General features: G+C 36.1%; 15 protein-coding genes. 5 read left to right on the forward strand and 10 right to left on the reverse strand.

Translation table 11 applies throughout. The features are described 5' to 3' along the window. Positions 1–68: 68 nt before the first annotated feature. From IEW45_RS04460 to IEW45_RS04470, 3 genes are all read left to right on the forward strand, one after another. Positions 69–2,306, forward strand: coding sequence for a TonB-dependent receptor (locus IEW45_RS04460; RefSeq protein WP_188620028.1), 2,238 nt, complete (start codon positions 69–71; stop codon positions 2,304–2,306). 37 nt (positions 2,307–2,343) lie between these two features. Next, positions 2,344–2,685 carry a heavy-metal-associated domain-containing protein gene (locus IEW45_RS04465; protein ID WP_188620029.1) on the forward strand — a complete coding sequence of 114 codons (342 nt, stop codon included), beginning with the start codon at positions 2,344–2,346 and terminating at the stop codon, positions 2,683–2,685. Between the two features lie 117 nt (positions 2,686–2,802). Further along, positions 2,803–4,116, forward strand: coding sequence for a hypothetical protein (locus IEW45_RS04470; protein ID WP_188620030.1), 1,314 nt, complete (start codon positions 2,803–2,805; stop codon positions 4,114–4,116). A 41-nt stretch (positions 4,117–4,157) separates the two neighbouring features. Here IEW45_RS04470 and IEW45_RS04475 read toward each other — a convergent pair whose 3' ends face one another. The 10 genes from IEW45_RS04475 to IEW45_RS04520 form a co-directional block, all read right to left on the reverse strand. Beyond that, on the reverse strand, positions 4,158–6,527 hold the full coding sequence (locus IEW45_RS04475) for a hypothetical protein (RefSeq protein WP_188620031.1): 2,370 nt from the start codon (positions 6,525–6,527) through the stop codon (positions 4,158–4,160). A gap of 134 nt (positions 6,528–6,661) precedes the next feature. Then, the gene (gene groL, locus IEW45_RS04480) at positions 6,662–8,296 is read right to left on the reverse strand and encodes a chaperonin GroEL (protein ID WP_188620032.1); all 1,635 of its coding nucleotides are present in this window, start codon (positions 8,294–8,296) and stop codon (positions 6,662–6,664) included. Between the two features lie 38 nt (positions 8,297–8,334). After that, positions 8,335–8,610, reverse strand: a complete 276-nt coding sequence (locus IEW45_RS04485; protein ID WP_188620033.1) for a co-chaperone GroES — start codon at positions 8,608–8,610, stop codon at positions 8,335–8,337. A 143-nt stretch (positions 8,611–8,753) separates the two neighbouring features. After that, the gene (gene secG / locus IEW45_RS04490) at positions 8,754–9,113 is read right to left on the reverse strand and encodes a preprotein translocase subunit SecG (RefSeq protein WP_373283160.1); all 360 of its coding nucleotides are present in this window, start codon (positions 9,111–9,113) and stop codon (positions 8,754–8,756) included. Positions 9,114–9,118: 5 nt separating this feature from the next. Next, positions 9,119–10,039, reverse strand: coding sequence for a tetratricopeptide repeat protein (locus IEW45_RS04495; protein WP_188620034.1), 921 nt, complete (start codon positions 10,037–10,039; stop codon positions 9,119–9,121). 27 nt (positions 10,040–10,066) lie between these two features. After that, on the reverse strand, positions 10,067–10,570 hold the full coding sequence (locus IEW45_RS04500; protein WP_188620035.1) for an LptE family protein: 504 nt from the start codon (positions 10,568–10,570) through the stop codon (positions 10,067–10,069). 15 nt (positions 10,571–10,585) lie between these two features. Next, positions 10,586–11,878, reverse strand: a complete 1,293-nt coding sequence (locus IEW45_RS04505; protein WP_188620036.1) for a sigma-54 interaction domain-containing protein — start codon at positions 11,876–11,878, stop codon at positions 10,586–10,588. Between the two features lie 62 nt (positions 11,879–11,940). After that, positions 11,941–12,312, reverse strand: coding sequence for a GxxExxY protein (locus IEW45_RS04510; RefSeq protein WP_188620037.1), 372 nt, complete (start codon positions 12,310–12,312; stop codon positions 11,941–11,943). 44 nt (positions 12,313–12,356) lie between these two features. Further along, positions 12,357–13,802 carry a tRNA (N6-isopentenyl adenosine(37)-C2)-methylthiotransferase MiaB gene (miaB, locus tag IEW45_RS04515; protein WP_188620038.1) on the reverse strand — a complete coding sequence of 482 codons (1,446 nt, stop codon included), beginning with the start codon at positions 13,800–13,802 and terminating at the stop codon, positions 12,357–12,359. 82 nt (positions 13,803–13,884) lie between these two features. Further along, entirely contained in the window at positions 13,885–14,580 is a 696-nt protein-coding gene (locus IEW45_RS04520) for a hypothetical protein (protein ID WP_188620039.1), read from the reverse strand. 187 nt (positions 14,581–14,767) lie between these two features. Between IEW45_RS04520 and topA the strand changes: the two genes are divergently transcribed. Beyond that, complete coding sequence (gene topA / locus IEW45_RS04525; RefSeq protein WP_188620040.1) at positions 14,768–17,284, forward strand: type I DNA topoisomerase; 2,517 nt, start codon at positions 14,768–14,770, stop codon at positions 17,282–17,284. Positions 17,285–17,287: 3 nt separating this feature from the next. Next, on the forward strand, positions 17,288–18,442 hold the full coding sequence (locus tag IEW45_RS04530; RefSeq protein WP_188620041.1) for a formimidoylglutamase: 1,155 nt from the start codon (positions 17,288–17,290) through the stop codon (positions 18,440–18,442). The last annotated feature ends 66 nt before the right edge of the window (positions 18,443–18,508 follow it).

Consider the following 18,508-nt stretch of genomic DNA (forward strand, 5'->3'; position numbering starts at 1 on the left):
AATACAGTTAGCCCTGTTATTGTAATGGGGTACTATTTAATTTATTTATAAACATTACATTTATTTTTATGCGTAATATATTTTTATTCATTTTATGTATTGTGGCTGTAAATGTACAGGCACAGGAAACAATAAGCGGTAAGGTACTGGATGACCAAAACCTGCCGTTACCCGGTGCAAGTGTGCATTGGGCAGATACTTCAATTTCAGTATCAACAGTAGATGATGGTACTTTTAAAATCCCCTATTCAAAAGAATACACAAAACTTATTATTAGTTATATAGGTTTTGAAACGGATACAATTACAGTAAATTCACCGAAATATATAACTCACGTTTTAAAACCTTCAGGCGGAAGTGAGCTTGATGAAGTTACTGTAGAGAAAACAAGAAAAAGCCTTGAAAGATCTCGTCTTGAAACAGCCAATGTTTCTAAAATGAGCAGTAAAGAACTTTTAAAAGCAGCTTGCTGTAACATTGCCGAAAGCTTTGAGACCAACCCTTCTATTGATGTTAACTTCTCTGACGCGCTTACAGGAACACGACAAATAAAAATGCTGGGACTTACCAGCCCATACCTGTTAATAGCAGAAGAAAATATACCGGCAGTGCGTGGGGCATCGCAAGCATACGGGCTTTCGTTTGTGCCGGGTACATGGGTTGAGAGTATACAAATTACAAAAGGGGCAGGACCTGTAATTAATGGTTATGAGAGTATATCAGGGCAAATAAACTACGAGCTTTTAAAGCCGGTTGATGATATTCCTTTCTTTTTAAATGCTTACGGTTCTACAGGAGGACGCTTTGAGTTGAATACTCATATTAATCAAAAAGTTTCAGATAAGTGGAGCAGTACATTATTTGTACATGGTAATACTCGTGTAACAAAGAATGACATGAACGATGATGGTTTTCTTGATAACCCACTGGCGAAACAGATTAACGTAATGAACCGCTGGCAGTATAATGATGCCGAGAAAGGCTGGGTAAGTTTCCTTAATGCACGTTACATGCGTGATGAAAAACAAACAGGAGAACTTGACTTTGACCCGGACAGAGATAAACTAACTACAAACTACTGGGGTTCGGAAATTATTACTGATAAGTTAGATCTTTCAGGTAAACTAGGCTATGTTTTCCCTGATATGCCTTTCCAAAGTGTAGGATTGCAAGCGGCATATAACTGGCATAAGCAAGATTCTTATTTTGGGCTTAACCAGTATGATATAGATCAAAAAAGTTTTTACTCTAACCTTATTTTCAGTTCTATTATAACTAATACTTTAAATAAGTTTTCTACAGGATTAAACTTTACATACGATAAATATGATGAATTTGTAAATACTGCTGACGTAGGCAGGATAGATAATTCAGTAGGAGCTTTCTTTGAATATACGTATGATAATAACTATGATTTTAGTGCAATATTAGGAGGTAGGGTAGATGTACATAACCGATTAGGTACTTTCTTTACGCCAAGACTACACCTGCGTTACAACCCTTGGACCAAAACTGTACTACGCGCTTCGGCAGGTAGAGGTAAAAGAGCAGCTAATATATTTGCCGAAAATCAGCAATACTTTGGTAGCTCACGCCAGTTTCAAGTTTTAAATAACGGTGGTAAAGTTTATGGGCTTGACCCTGAAATTGCATGGAATTACGGAATAAGCTTTAGTCAGGGTTTTAAACTGTTTAATAGAAATACAGATTTTATAGTAGATTTCTATAGAACCGATTTTGAAAACCGTGCAGTAGTTGATGTGTATGGATCGCCACAGCAAGTATCTTTCTATAATTTAGAAAACGGTTCTTCTGCTAATAGTTTACAGGTTGAGTTGAATTATGAAATAACACACCACTTTAATATACGTACTGCTTATAAGTACTATGACGTTAAAACAGATTACCTTTCGGGTACTGAAGAAATGCCGCTACAGGCAAAAAACAGATTTTTTGCTAATGTAGGTTATGAAACACATATAGGTGAAGGCGGTAAACAATGGAAGTTTGATTTCACTTATAACTGGTTAGATAAACAACGCTTGCCAAATACAGCATCAAACCCTGCGCAGTACCGCATGGGTGAGTATTCACCATCATTCTCTTTAATGAATGCGCAAATAACCCGTACCTTCTCAAGTGTGTTTGAAGTATATGTGGGAGGTGAGAATATAGGTAACTATCGTCAGGACAGAGCAATTATAGGCGCAGATGACCCTTTTGGTACTTATTTTGATACATCTATAGTATATGCACCTGTATTTGGGCAAATGTACTATGCAGGTTTACGATTTAAGATTAAATAAAAATATTATATTTAAAAACTTAACTAAGAATCATACTATGAAAAAACTGTTTTTATTATTATTTGTTATGTTGTTTAGCGTAACAATACAAGCTCAGGAAAAGAAGAAGAAAAATGCCAAATACGAAATCGAGGTTAAAGGAAACTGCGATATGTGTAAAAAGCGAATTGAAAAGGCAGCCTTTGGTGTGTCTGGTGTAAAGTTCGCAGAATGGCATGATCATCATCAGGATTTACACTTAATTATAGATGAAAATAAGTGTAGTATTGACGATGTACGAAAAGCGGTGGCAAAATCAGGACATGATACTGATAAAGTAAAGGCTAAAGATGAAGATTACAAAGGCTTGCATGATTGTTGCCAATACGATAGAGAATAACAAAACTAGAGTACCATAAAAAAACTCCCGAATATGTTCGGGAGTTTTTTTATGGTAAGTGTAATTTTAAATTTATATTTAGGAGTTTATATATAAGTTTTTTAAATCAATCAACAAATGAATACTACCAACTTGGCTTTTACTTTTGTGTTTCTTTTTGGGGGCTTTTTATTGCAAAGCCTAACAGCACAAGAGCTGTTTAAAGATAAAAAACTATACCTGAATGAAGATGGAAGTAATTATGTCAAATTTACTTTTCTTACTCAGGCATGGCTAAGAAATATGGAATACAACCCCGGGACTACTATAAATAACGTAGAGCGTACTAATGGAACTGATATTGGAATACGTCGCTACCGAATACAAATGTATGGTCAGTTAACTGACAGGGTTTTTGCTTACAGTCAGTTTGGAGAAAATAATTTTAATGCTGTATCAAGCAGAAAGCTGGGCTTTTTTGTACATGATGCTTACGGTGAGTATGCTGTTGATAAAGAAAAGCTTTCAATAGGTATGGGGCTTTCTGCATGGAGTGGTCTTTCCCGCTTTTCTTCTCCCTCTGTAGGTTCTATTTTGGGAATTGATGCGCCTTTGTTTCTGCAAAGTACTAATGATGTTACCGATCAGTTTTTAAGAAAATTATCAGTATTTGCTAAAGGTAAATTAGGTAAATTAGATTATAGGATAGCTTTAGCACAACCTATGTCAATTACAGAATCTTCAAATTACGATCCTACTATAAATGAAGATGTAGCAAGCTTTTCATCTAATCCACCCGAAATGCAATGGAATGCCTATTTTCAGTATCAATTTAAAGATAAAGAGTCTAACCTTACATCATATAACACAGGAACTTATTTAGGTAATAAAAAAGTATTAAATATTGGAGCAGGCTTAGTATATCAAGAAGATGCTATGTGGCACAGAAATGCTGTAAATGATACTATAATGAGCAATATGTTCCATCTGGCAGCTGATGTTTATTATGATGCTCCTGTGGGTAATAAGGGGCAAGCCATAAGTGTGTATGCTAACGTTACAAACTATGATTTTGGCAAGAATTACTTGCGTAACTCAGCAGTAATGAACCCTGCTACCGGAAGTAATAACCCTGATATATTAAACGGGAGTGGGAATGGTTTCCCTATGTATGGTACGGGTACAGTATTTTATGCTCAGGCAGGATATAAGTTTAAAGATAATTTAATTGGCAATACTACATTACTGCCTTATGCTTCTATTCAGCATGCAGATTATGAAGCATTGGAAGACCCTATGAGCTTTTTTGATGTCGGGATTAACTGGATATTGGCAGGGCATACTTCAAAGTTTACAATAGCATATCAAAGCAGGCCTGTATATAACACTACGGGAGAAAAAATTGAAAGGCGAGGAGCTGTAGTAGCACAATATCAAGTGTACTTTAATTAAATAAAAAATAGTATTAAAAAAAGCTCCTGAAGGAGCCTTTTTTAATTTAAGTAAATAGTTTTTGTTTCCGATATTATATTGCCCTCGGGGCTCATACCTTCAATTAAAATCCTTACTGCGTCTTGTCCTGTATAAGGTATTTCAAAACTAAATTCACCTTTCTCATCACTTGTAATTAAAGGCTCCCAGTCTATAACCCCGAAGTTTTCGAACCCTTTACTGTATGTAGTAAAATATTCGGTGTTTTTAAACGGTTCTACCTGCTGGAACCCATCAGTTATTATAAAGTCAGTTGATGTTTTCTTATTCTTTTTACCGGTAAAATCAGTTCTCATGTAAATTTTTATAATCCCCATTTTATTATCTACCGAAGGTACTATTGCATGCTGGTTTACATAAAACTCATCAACATCTGCTGTTTGCATACCGCGAAGAAAATCAAAAGTTAATTGCCTTACATTATTTACATATAACATTGGCGAAGATCTTTGCCCATTTATAGTATTAACAGTTCGCCCGTATACATTAATATTCATACCATCATCTTCAACATCAAAACCATGATAGCGTATTAAATCAAGAATATAAAAAAAGTTTACAGTTTCGTCTTCAGATATTTTATAACCTCTTAATTGAGCATTCCCAAATGAGGTTTCGTATTTTAACTCACCTCTTGTTTGCCCTGTTAGCTCAACTTCATCAAGAATAATAGCATCCATATCTACAATACCCGGAAATACAACTTCCGGTAATGTAGAGTCCGTTTCACTTGGTTTACAACTAACAGTTTCGGGTATATAGGGTTTATTGTATCTCCTTATGTTATTAAATACTTGCGGGTATAGTTTTATAGCTTCTCTTTTATCACCATTAATTAAAGAAAAATCTATTTTGGTAGAATCTGCCAGTACCATGTGGTCAAGTATAAATTCATTTTTATCATTAATACCAACAGTTTCATCTAAAATACCTCCTATAGAAGTTGCATTAATGCGGTATTTGTCGGTATTGCGTATTTTTTGATTTAAGGTTCCTTTTATAGTGATTCCCATATCAAAAGTATAATTACTTTCGGGAGGAGAACTTTTAATGTTTCTCCATGCATATTTACTTTTATTAGTTAACAGGAATAAGTCAAGCTCATAAAGTGTTTTTCGGTTTACTTCTTTAAAATACTTTTTAGCATCAATACGCCTGTTGTTTTCTATGTATGGAGCTAAAAGTAAAGACCCATACATGTCATTATGTTCTTTTAGTGCCATAGTATTGTCAGGAAGTATTGTTACGCTTAGTTTAGCATTTTTTAAAGGAGATTTCCCGGTTAATTCAGCGATTTCCTTATCAAACTTTTTCTTTTGTATGTCAAGTGGTAAGGTTTTGTCAGGCTGAATATATGCCAAGCGATAAGCTAGTTCATCGAGGTTACTGTCTAACAGGCGGAAGGTATTTAATCCTGTGCTAAAATCGCTAATATTTAAAATCATATTTACTTCTGTCTCTTCTGAAAGATTAAATTTAAAAACAGAAGATTTTTCATCTTTATGAGCGACTAAATATACCGCATCGGTACCAATTTCTTTTTTAAGAACATCTGAAGCTCTTACTTTTACAATAACTTTTTCGGCTAAAACGTAAGAGTTTACTTCTAAAGATGCGCCTTTTAGTTGTGCACGTTCAAGTTGTTGTTCATGTGGTGTGTTTTTAATATTTGCTACTACTTTATACGTTTCTGTAGCTTCAGGAATTATGGTAAACCTTCCGTAACCAGATTCGTTAACGCTTACAGATTTTATTTTTTCTCCTGAGCTGTTAGTAAGGTATACTTCGGTAGCAGATACAGGAGTGTTATTACAGTCTGCAATAGTTACTCCTACTACATTATTAACCCCTGCTACTAATGTGCCACCCTCAGGAAACAGATTGATGTTTATATCGGAGTAGTTTATACCCCTTGAAAATGAAGGTGAAATGGTTGGATTAATGACTGTTATTTCCCTGATAAACGATTCATCTTCTTTAAAGTTGTTCATCCAGTTAGTATAAAACTGTAAGTAGTATTTACCTGACTTTAATTCATCACCTAAATCAAGTTTCCCTGAAAAACTACCAATATCACCATATAACAAATCATTTTGAAGAATTTTTCCTTCTTCATCAATAAGCGATACAAAAATGTTTACACAGGAGTAAAAAGGTTTACCTGTTTTTCGGTGATATACATACCCTTTAAACCATACGGCTTCATTTGTCATAAAAACATCTTTATCCAGTTGTACGTGAATGTTTTCACGTTCCAGAAAGAAGTAATCACTAAGTAGTTTTGAAATATGCTCTTTTTTATCCTGAGCGTTAACAGTGGTTGAAAATAAAACCGCCAAAAGCAGGCAAATGCTGTAAAAAGCTGACTTCATAAATTTCAATTAGTTGGTATGTGTTTTTATAACGCGAAAATATAAATGTTGTTTTAATTTCAGTTATTTTTTAATAAAAAAAGAGGAGCACAATACGTTGTACTCCTCTTTTAGGTTATTTGTATAGGGTGATATTACATCATTCCCGGCATTCCGCCACCCATAGGAGGCATTCCGCCACCTCCGTTTTCTTCTTTAATATCAATTAAAGCACACTCGGTTGTAAGTATCATACCTGAAACCGAAGCAGCATTTTCAAGTGCTACACGAGTTACTTTCTTAGGATCTATAATACCTGCGCTAAGCATATCTACATACTCATCAGTTTTAGCATTATAACCAAAGTCAGCATCTCCTTCTGCAACTTTTGCTACTATTACCGAACCTTCAAGACCTGCGTTTTCAACAATAGTTCTTAAAGGTGCCTCAATAGCACGTGCTACAATTTGTATACCTGTAGTTTCATCTGCATTTTCAGCTTTAATATCAGTAAGTGATTTTTTAGCTCGTAGTAAAGCTACACCACCACCGGCAACAATACCTTCTTCAACGGCTGCTCTAGTAGCATGAAGTGCGTCATCTACACGGTCTTTTTTCTCTTTCATTTCTACTTCCGAGGCAGCACCTACATAAAGTACCGCTACACCACCTGCTAATTTAGCAAGACGTTCTTGTAACTTTTCTTTATCATAGTCAGATGTTGTAGTCTCCATCTGTGCTTTAATCTGGTTAACACGTCCTTTTATTGATTCAGCCTCACCCGAACCGTTCACTATTGTAGTGTTATCCTTATCAATAGTTACTTTCTCGCAAGTACCCAGCATGTCTAAAGTAGCGTTTTCAAGAGTGAAACCTCTTTCTTCCGATACTACTGTACCACCTGTAAGTATTGCTATATCTTCAAGAAGTGCTTTTCTTCTGTCACCAAAGCCAGGAGCCTTAACAGCAGCTATTTTAAGCGAACCTCTTAGTTTGTTTAGTACGAGTGTAGCAAGCGCTTCACCATCAACATCTTCTGCAATAATTAAAAGCGGTCTTCCTGATTGTGCTACCGGCTCAAGTACAGGTAGTAAATCTTTCATAGAAGAAACTTTCTTGTCATACAGTAAAATGTATGGATTTTCAAGTTCAGCTTCCATTTTCTCAGAGTTTGTTACAAAGTATGCAGAAAGATAACCTCTGTCAAACTGCATACCTTCAACTACGTCTACGTAAGTATCAGTACCTTTAGCTTCTTCAACAGTAATTACACCTTCTTTACCTACTTTTTCAAACGCCTGTGCAATAAGGTCGCCTATAGCGTCATCATTATTAGCAGAGATAGAAGCTACCTGCTTTATTTTTTCTGTAGCACTACCTACTTCTTTACTTTGTGCTGCAAGGTCTGCAACAATAGCTTCAACAGCTTTGTCTATACCCCTTTTTAAATCCATTGGATTAGCACCCGCAGCTACGTTTTTAAGCCCTTCTTTTACAATAGCCTGAGCTAATACTGTAGCAGTTGTAGTACCGTCACCGGCAAGGTCGTTAGTTTTGCTGGCTACTTCTTTAACCATTTGTGCTCCCATGTTTTCAAGCGTATCTTCCAGCTCTACTTCTTTAGCTACAGATACACCATCTTTTGTTACAGTTGGTGCGCCAAATGATTTACTGATTGTAACGTTACGCCCCTTAGGACCTAAAGTTACTTTTACAGCATTTGCTAATGCATCTACACCCCGTTTTAAACCGTCGCGTGCTTCAATATCAAATTTTATTTCCTTTGCCATGTTATTTTCTGTATTATAGTTTTAATAATTAAACTCGATTATATTACTGCGAAAATTTCTTCTTCTTTCATTATCAGGTAATCTTTACCCTCAAACTTAAGCTCTGTACCTGCATATTTACCATATAAAACAGTATCACCTTCTTTTACTGTCATGTCATGGTCTTTAGTACCGTTACCAACGGCTACTACAATACCTTTTTGTGGTTTTTCTTTTGCAGTGTCAGGAATGAAAAGACCTGATGCAGTCTTAGTTTCTGCAGCAACCGGTTCTACCAGAACACGGTCTGAAAGCGGTTTAATGTTTAAAGCCATATGTTTTTATTTTTATTGTTAATGTTATGCTCTCTATTTTTCAGAAATTGTGCCAATACTGTAAACTGACATATATGACAAAAAAAAATGCCAGCATGTCAGTATGCGGGCATTTCTATATTTAGTTTGTTTTGATGTATTGCTTACTCAGCAGCTTCTTCTGTAGTAGCAGCCTCTCCTTCAGCAGGAGTTGCAGCAGCGTCAGTAGCCGGTGCGTCGGTAGTAGTTTCTGTCTGTACTGCAGATTCGTCAATGTACTTATCTTCTGCCATACTACCGTTAGAGAAGCTAAGCGTAGAAAGTAAAATTAAAGATACTAAAACTATAGCCAGTGTCCATGTACCCTTGTCTAAGAAATTATTAGTGTTTTGTACACCACCAACAACCTGAGAACCACCCAAGCTAGATGATAAACCACCACCTTTAGGGTTTTGTACCATGATTATCACAACAAGGAAAAAGCTTACCAGCGTTATTAGTATTAAAAAGATTGAAAACTCCATTATCGTTAATTGTTATTTTGTTGTAAAATTTTAATATCTGCAATACGGTCTGCAAAGAAAACACTTTTTTCCGGATATTTCAAAATTAAAATTTCATAAGCTTGTATTGCCTTACTATATTTTTTTTGTTCCAGGTAAACTTTAGCTAAAGTCTCTGTCATCAGGCTGTTATTATCTTCGTTTCTGCTCCCTAAATTGGTAGTTGGAGCAGGTGCCGTTTTAGAAGGGGTTATTTTAGGGTTGGATTCTATAAAGCGATCTATTATTTCCAGCTTTTTATCCAGTGCTGATGACGATGTAGAGGTGCTGTCTGTTTTTTCAGATTCATCAACTTCTTCCTCTTTGTTTTCTTCCCTGTTTATAGGTGTTATTTTAGAAAGCTGCAGCCACTCTGAAAAAGAATGGGTTTCACTTCTGTTAAAAGTCAACGGTTTACCTATTTCCAGTTTTTCTTCAGCAGATTTTTCAGTGCTTTCAACTTCTTTTTCAGTTGTTTCTGCCTGAGGGGAGGCTTGAGGAATTTCTTGCGGTGATTCTATTTCAACTTCGGATTCTGATTCTTTAATCGTGCGCTTTATAGACTCTTCAACCTTATCTTTTGGGGCAACAGTTATTTCTTCGCTTTCGTTAACAGGAAGCAATTCAATAGTTTTTTGAGTATTGTCAAAATGCTCCTTATCAATACTGGCAAACTGTTCTGATGTTATAAAATCAAAAAGCACTGAGCGGTCAGTAGTATGTGCTGCTGTCTTTTTTAGCTCTGTATTATATCTGAAACTATCCTGATTGTATAACCCTTTTAACTGTATAGCGCGGGCACTTTGCAGGTAAGGGAACTCAGCTAAAACCTGTTCCAGTTCTGCAGTTTGCCTTTCGCTTAATGAGTAAGGCTTATTTAGTAATGTTATGTAATCTTTAGTATTCAATAGTGTTTGTATACTTTTTTCGGATTATTACCACTTGTTAAGTGATTCATTAAAAATGTCTTGTGTTATACGTTCAAAAATCTCATCAAGTGCAGTATTTAATACACTACCGGATAGTAATGATGCGGCGGGATAATCATAAAAGAAACTGAAAGGTTTTTCAAAATTATCTTCCTCATTAAGCGTGTTTATATAGCGTACGTTTACTGTTATGGTTAGTCTGTTTTGTGCTGCACGCTGGTCAGCGGTAGCTGTCATGGGGGTAACGCGAAACTGTGTTATTTCTCCCTCATATATTAACTCTCCTCCGCTATTGGTTAAGGTCAGGTTAGTTTGGTTTTGTATTAAGTCTTGTAATCTTCGGGTGAAAGTTAGTTCTACACCAGGTTCAACAATATCAGCATTATTTTGGAAATAATTTACCTGAAAGGTTTTGGCTTTAATATCGCCCACCCCCGTAAAGTTATATATGCCACAACTGCTTAGTGTAAGCAATAATGTTGATGCTAAAAGTATTTTTATTTTCCTCATTACAAGCCTTTTTTATTAAAGGTTATATTGTTTAATTTTTCTGTATAGTGTCCTTTCGGATATACCAAGCTCATCGGCAGCAGCTTTTCTTTTTCCGTTGTTGCGTTCCAGTGCCTTTTTTATTAACTCGATTTCTTTTTCATCAAGGCGTAAAGTTTCTTCTTCTTCAACGGTTTCTGCAAATAAATAATTGCCTTCATCCTCATCTTCTTCTTGGTGATGATGGTTTATAACAGGTTCCGGTGGTGTACTGCGTTGTGCAGGTACTATTCCTGCTGAGCCTGCCATTTCATCAAAATCTCTACTGGCTTCTTCCTGCCCGCCGTATATGCGCTGAATTAAATTTTTGTTAGACTCTTGCACCTTGTTGGTGTTGCCGTTTTGCATTAAATCAAGTGTGAGCTTTTTTAAATCGTTAAGGTCACTTTTCATGTCAAAAAGTACTTTGTACAATATTTCGCGCTCATTACTGAAATCACCTTCAGATTTTTTATCACCAATTACAGCCGGTAAGTTGCTGGATGTAGCGTCCGGTAAGTAACTGCGTAATGTAGCCAAAGAAATCGTTCGGTTAGTTTCCAGTACCGAAATCTGCTCTGCTACGTTGCGTAACTGACGTATGTTACCTGACCAACGGTATTGTAATAATAAATGTACAGCACCTTCGTCTAGCTTGATAGGCGGCATTTTGTATTTCTGTGCAAAATCAGAAGAAAACTTACGGAAAAGTAAGTGTATATCATCTTTCCTGTCGCGTAGCGGAGGTAAGGATATTTCCACAGTACTTAACCTGTAATAAAGGTCTTCCCTGAATTTCTCTTTTTTAATAGCCTCCATCATTTGTACGTTGGTGGCAGCTACAATACGCACATTGGTTTTTTGTACTTTAGAAGAGCCTACTTTTATAAACTCTCCGTTTTCCAGTACACGTAAAAGTCTTACCTGTGTGGTAAGGGGTAATTCGCCTACTTCATCAAGAAAAATAGTACCGCCATCAGCTACCTCAAAATATCCTTCTCGGGTAGAGGTTGCACCTGTAAAAGCGCCTTTTTCGTGTCCGAAAAGTTCACTGTCAATAGTCCCTTCGGGTATTGCACCACAGTTTACAGCTATATATTTACCATGCTTACGGTGCGATAGTGCGTGTATAATTTTCGGGATACTTTCCTTACCTACACCACTTTCTCCGGTAACCAGTACCGAAATGTCGGTAGGGGCTACCTGCATAGCTTTTTCTATGGCGCGGTTTAGTTTGGGATCGTTCCCTATAATTTCAAATCGTTGTTTTATGGCTTGTATGCTATCCATATTTTTTCTTCTGCCACGAATTGCACGAATTATACAAATTCATGCCATGTTCGTTTAAATTATTATCTAACAATTCTTTTATGTTCCAGTGACTTGTTATGAAAGTTTGCAATAATACCAAGTCTGCTGTAGGCAAGTTTTATATAATTTAATGTCTGTGCCATATGATTGTCATTTATTTTACTTACAGCTTTTACTTCTAATATAATATCTTCATAGACAACAAAATCTGCATAGAATTTATGAGGCAGGATAATGTTTTTATACTGTATTGTATATTCTTTTTCTCTTTTGAAAGGGATGTTATTCTTTCTAAACTCATATTCCAGTGCATCTTTATATACAACTTCTAACAAACCTCCTCCCAAATGTCTATGTACTTCCATACAAATCCCCACTATTTTATAATACTCTTCTTTGTAAATTAAATCCATTTTAGGAAAAAAAATAGTGAAATTTGTATAATTAGTGGCTAGTGTTAATTCATATCGCTGTACCCAACTGCTTCGCCCATTAGCGTGGCAGAGGTACAGTCTGTTATTTTTACATTTACAAACTCACCCGGTTTGTAATTTTCTTTCGGGAATACTACCATAGTGTTTTGTGAGTTACGCCCGCTCCAGTGTTCATCAGAACGCTTAGAAGATTTTTCAATTAACACTTCTACTGTTTGTCCTACAAAACGCTGTGTACGTTCCCATGCCATTTTTTGTTGCAGATTGATTATTTCGGTAAGCCTGCGTTTTTTAACTTCTTCAGGAATATCATCTTCCAATTTCCTTGCTGCCAATGTTCCTGGACGCTCAGAGTAGGCGAACATAAACCCGAAGTCATACTTACAGTACTCCATAAGGGTAAGCGTGTCCTTGTGGTCCTCTTCGGTTTCGGTAGGGAAACCTGCAATCATATCCTGAGAAAGTGAAATATCAGGAATTATACGGTAAATGTTATCTACCAGTTCCATATACTCCTCACGAGTGTGTTGGCGATTCATAGCTTGCAGTACACGTGTGCTACCGCTTTGTACCGGTAAATGTATGTATTTACATATATTATGGTGTTTTGCCATTACTTCAATAACCTCCAAGTGCATATCTTGCGGGTTTGAAGTACTGAAACGGAAACGCATTTTTGGGAATGCTGTTGCAGCCATATCCAGTAATTGAGCAAAATCTACAGCAGTAGCTTTTTGCATTTCACTGGCTTTTTCAAAATCTTTTTTAAGTCCGCCGCCATACCAAAGGTAACTGTCAACGTTTTGCCCTAGTAAAGTAACTTCTTTAAAGCCTTTGTCCCATAGTTCTTTTATTTCTTCAAGAATACTTTGCGGGTCACGGCTACGCTCACGCCCACGTGTAAATGGTACTACGCAGAAGGTACACATGTTATCACACCCTCTGGTAATAGAAACAAATGCGGTAACACCATTAGTATTTAAACGCACCGGCGAGATATCGCCATACGTTTCTTCTTTAGATAGGATTACGTTTATAGCATCGCGACCTTCTTCAACTTCTTTTAAAAGGTTTGGTATGTCTTTATAGGCATCAGGTCCTACTACCAGGTCTACTATTTTTTCTTCTTCAAGAAACTGTTTTTTAAGGCGTTCTGCCATACAGCCCAGTACGCCAACCTTCATAGAAGGGTTTATTTTCTTGATGTTATTATATTGGTCTAATCTCTTTCGTACAGTTTGCTCTGCTTTGTCACGAATAGAGCAGGTGTTAACCAAAACAAGGTCGGCCTCCTCAATTTGCTGAGTAGTATTATAGCCTTGTTCTGCTAATATAGAAGCAACAATTTCACTGTCAGAAAAATTCATCTGGCAGCCATAGCTTTCAATAAAAAGCCTCTTAGTATTTCCCTCTTTCTGCTCTAAAACAAGGCTGTTTCCTTGTTTGTTTTCTTCAATTATCTTTTCCATAAAGTTTGCTTCTGTGATGCATTTACTGAATTGGCAAAGATACTATATTAATTTGAAATGTATGACAAGTTGGCAGATTTGTTTAGGCGCTGTTAAGGGTTTTAAGATTTGTTATAAGGCGTAGTATAAAAGTGCTTATGAATACTGCAAATAACATGCTTACAGCAAATGAAGGCAATAAGAAGAAAAATGCTAAAACAAAAGCAAGTGCTGTGGCTATAAGCCGGCTTTTGTAATCGTAAAGTTGTATTTTTTGTTTTTCAGCTCTTACTAATAATAAGGAGATAAAACTTGCTACCCCTATGAAGAATAATAAGTCCTGAAAAGGATTTTTTTGCTGTACTACAGATGTAATGATTAAACCTGAAGCAATAATAAATCCTAAAGCCAACGATGCATTATCAAATTTTTTCGCAGGCAGGTATTCAATAGCGTTAGCGTAAAAATCAAGATTGAAGTTTTCAAACTCTTCTTTGCTCATAAATTTACCTGTAATGCATTTACGTTTTACAGAGTCTATATATTTGTAAGGGAAACGGTCTCTGAAATTCATATAAACACTTAAAAACAATTTGTCGCTGTTTTGTGGTACTTCAATTACTGATTTTATATAATCAATACGTATAGTTATATGTTTGCACTCTTGGTCTATTTGCACTGAAAGTTCTTCACCGTGCGCTATTTTTGCCAAAAGTGCGCCTTTGTCGTCAAATATTTTTATTCGCCTTGCATGATACCAGTTGTAGGGTAATAATAATTTTACGTCCAAATCCTTCATAATCGTAATGTTTTCAAGTGGCTATAATGCAATATAATTAAAAAAATATAATTTTTGTAAGGTGCTTATAAAGGTTTTTTCGGTATGTTTTTAAGGTTAATTTTTTCCAAAATTTGCCTGTTTTCAAGCGTTATGAAACTAATATTTAAAAAAATCGTATACTTTTGCGAGATATAAGGAAAATGTAATGGCAAAGAATTTAGTGATTGTTGAGTCGCCTGCGAAGGCGAAAACCATAGAGAAATTTTTAGGAAAAGACTATCAGGTAGAGTCAAGTTACGGGCATATTGCCGACTTGCCTTCTAAAGAAATGGGGGTGGATGTAGAAAAAGGTTTTAAGCCTAAATATGAAGTTTCTGCGGATAAAAGAACGCTGGTTAAAAAACTCAGGGATCTGTCTAAAAAAGCCGAAACCGTTTGGTTAGCAAGTGATGAAGACCGCGAAGGGGAAGCTATAGCATGGCACTTAGCGGAAGAACTTAAACTTGATAAAAACAAAACAAAACGAATTGTTTTCCACGAGATAACAAAGTCAGCAATACAAAAAGCCATTGAAAACCCAAGGGATATAAACTATCACTTAGTAAATGCACAGCAAGCACGCCGTGTGTTAGACAGGTTGGTGGGGTATGAGCTTTCTCCGGTTTTATGGAAAAAAGTAAAAGGAGGACTTTCAGCAGGAAGGGTACAGTCGGTATCGGTTCGTCTTATAGTAGAGCGCGAGCGTGATATTCAAAACTTTAATGCGGAAGCCTCTTATAATATTACTGCTGAGTTTGCCAATGAACAAGGAAAAACGTTTAAAGCAAAACTGCCTAAAAGTTTTGCTACAAAACAAGAAGCTCAGGATTTTTTAAATAAAAATATAGGCTCTATATATAAGGTGTCTAACCTGGAAACAAAACCGGGTAAAAAGTCACCTGCTGCGCCATTTACAACTTCTACATTACAACAGGAGGCGGCAAGAAAATTATATTTACCGGTTGGAGTAACTATGATGCTTGCACAACGTTTGTATGAAGCGGGACTTATTACTTATATGAGAACGGATAGCGTGAACCTGTCTAACGAAGCGATGAGTGCTGCTGAAGCGGAGATTATAAAATCATACGGTAAGGAATACAGTAAGCCACGTAACTACGCTACTAAAAGTAAAGGAGCACAGGAAGCGCATGAGGCAATACGTCCTACCGATATGACAAGACACTCGGTTAATATAGATCGCGACCAAGCAAGGTTATACGATTTAATATGGAAGCGTACAGTGGCATCGCAAATGAGCGATGCGCAACTGGAACGCACCAATGTTAAGATAGAAGCGAATAATCATAATGAGGTATTCGCAGCATCTGGAGAAGTGTTGAAGTTTGAAGGTTTTCTTAAAGTGTATCTTGAAGGAAGTGATGATGAGGATGTAGAACAAGAGGGTATGTTGCCTGCACTGCGTGTTGAGGAAAAACTAGTGCGTAATATTATTACAGCTACCGAACGCTTTAGCAGACCACCGGCACGATACACAGAAGCATCTTTAGTGAAGAAACTGGAAGAACTTGGTATTGGTCGCCCGTCAACGTATGCGCCAACTATCTCTACTATTATAAGTAGAAATTATGTTGAAAAAGGAACTTTTGAAGGTCAGGAAAGAAATTACCACCAGTTAACATTGGTAGGTGATAAATTAACCGACCAAGAATTGACTGAACAAGCAGGTTCTAATAAAGGTAAATTAGTTCCTACTGATATAGGTATGATTGTAAATGACTTTTTAGTAAATCATTTCGATACCATTTTAGATTATAACTTTACTGCTAAGGTAGAGCAGGATTTTGATGAAATTGCATCGGGTAATGAGGATTGGACAAAAATGATGGAAGATTTTTACGGTCATTTCCATCCTACAGTTCAGGATGTAGAAAAGAATGCAGACCGTGAATCAGGAGAAAGAATTTTAGGAACAGATCCTAAAACAGGCAAACCGGTAAGCGTACGTTTAGGTAAGTTTGGTCCTATGGCACAAATAGGCGATGCGGAAGATGAAGAAAAACAATTTGCCAGTTTATTGCCGGAACAAAATATAGGTAGTGTTACTTTAGAAGAAGCGCTGGAGCTTTTCATGTTACCAAAAACATTAGGTACCTATAAAGGAGAAGCTGTAGAAGTGAATAACGGTAGGTTTGGTCCTTATGTACGTTTTGGTAAAAAGTTTATTTCGTTACCGAAAGGCGAAGATCCTTTAGATGTTACTTTTGAAAGAGCTGCCGAGCTTATTGCAGAAAAAGAAAAAGCAGATGCTCCTATAGGGATGTATAAAAATGAACCTGTGCAAAAAGGAGTAGGACGTTTTGGTCCATTTATAAAATGGAGCGGAATGTTTATTAATGTGAATAAAAAATACGACTTCGATAATCTTACAGATGCTGATATTAAAGAGCTTATTGAAGACAAGCTTAAAAAAGAACGTGAAAAAGTAATTCACAATTGGGAAGATGAAGGGATAAGAGTCGAAAAAGCTCGTTGGGGGCGTTCGGTTATTCTGAAAGGAAAAACTAAAATAGAGCTTACTAAAGATGTCGATGCTGCTAAATTAACCTTAGATGAGGTTAAAGAGATGATAGCGCAAAAAGCACCTGCTAAAAAAACAGCAGCTAAAAAGACAACAGCAAAGAAAACTACGACTAAAAAGAAAACCGTTAAAAAGAAGTAATTAATGGCTTTTGAGTTTTTAAAACCGCTTGATGATGCGTTGATTGATTATGTTGAAAATCTTTCACCGCAATCGTTAGGAAAAAAAATTCGTTTACATACTGATAATAGTTTCCCTGATACTGAAGGTGTTTCTATAGCTATAATAGGTGTTTTGGAAAATAGAGGTCAAGTGAAAGAAGATTTCAATCAATTACACCTTAATTATATACGTAAACAGTTATATGCTTTATATCCGGGTAACTGGGACAGGTCTGTTGCTGATTTAGGCAATATAGTAGCGGGAAATGAATTGCAGGACACCTATTATGTAGTTAAAACACTGGTTGAAGAACTGGTTAAAAATAAAATTATACCCATTATAATAGGAGGCTCTCAGGATATAACCTATGCTATGTACAGAGGTTATGATAAACTTGAGCAAATGGTAAACCTGGTATCTGTTGACAGTAAGTTTGATTTCGGAACTCAAAATGATGCCATATCTGCCAATTCATATGTTACTCATATGATAGTTAACGAACCTAACAATTTATTTAACTATAGTAATATAGGGTATCAAACCTATTTTAACTCTCAGGAAGAAATAGATCTTATAGAAAAGCTTTATTTTGATGCTTACAGATTGGGAGATGTTGCAGCTTCGCCCGCTATAGCAGAGCCTATATTTAGGGATGCAGATGTAGTAAGTTTAGATATGGGAGCTATAAAATCAGCAGATTCAGGAAATACTGTTAATTTTTTGCCAAATGGTTTTAATGGCAAAGAAATTTGTACATTAGCGCGCTACGCAGGCATAAGTGATAAAGTAACCTCTTTTGGAGTGTTTAATCATTATGACAGCGAAAGTGAAGCAGTACTAATAGCTCAAATCTTATGGTATTTTATAGAGGGAGTAAATTATCGTTCTAATGAATACCCTTTCAATACAAAAGAAGATTACCTTAAATATATAGTAGCTGCGGAAGAGGAAGAAGTAGTGTTTTATAAGAGTGATAAAACAGACCGTTGGTGGATAGAAGTTCCTTTTATATCCGGTGGGAATAATAAATTAAAAAGGAATACGTTATTACCATGTACTTATGATGATTATTTGAGTGCTTGTAACAACAATTTTCCGGAAAGATTATGGAAAGCTCAGAGAAAAAACATAATTTAATATTTTTGTTACAAAACGAAAGTGTTTTTCATTAAGTTTCGAATTCTTTGCTTTTACTTAAGGTTT

Source organism: Flavobacterium suaedae (assembly GCF_014642915.1).
Classification (GTDB): domain Bacteria; phylum Bacteroidota; class Bacteroidia; order Flavobacteriales; family Flavobacteriaceae; genus Flavobacterium; species Flavobacterium suaedae.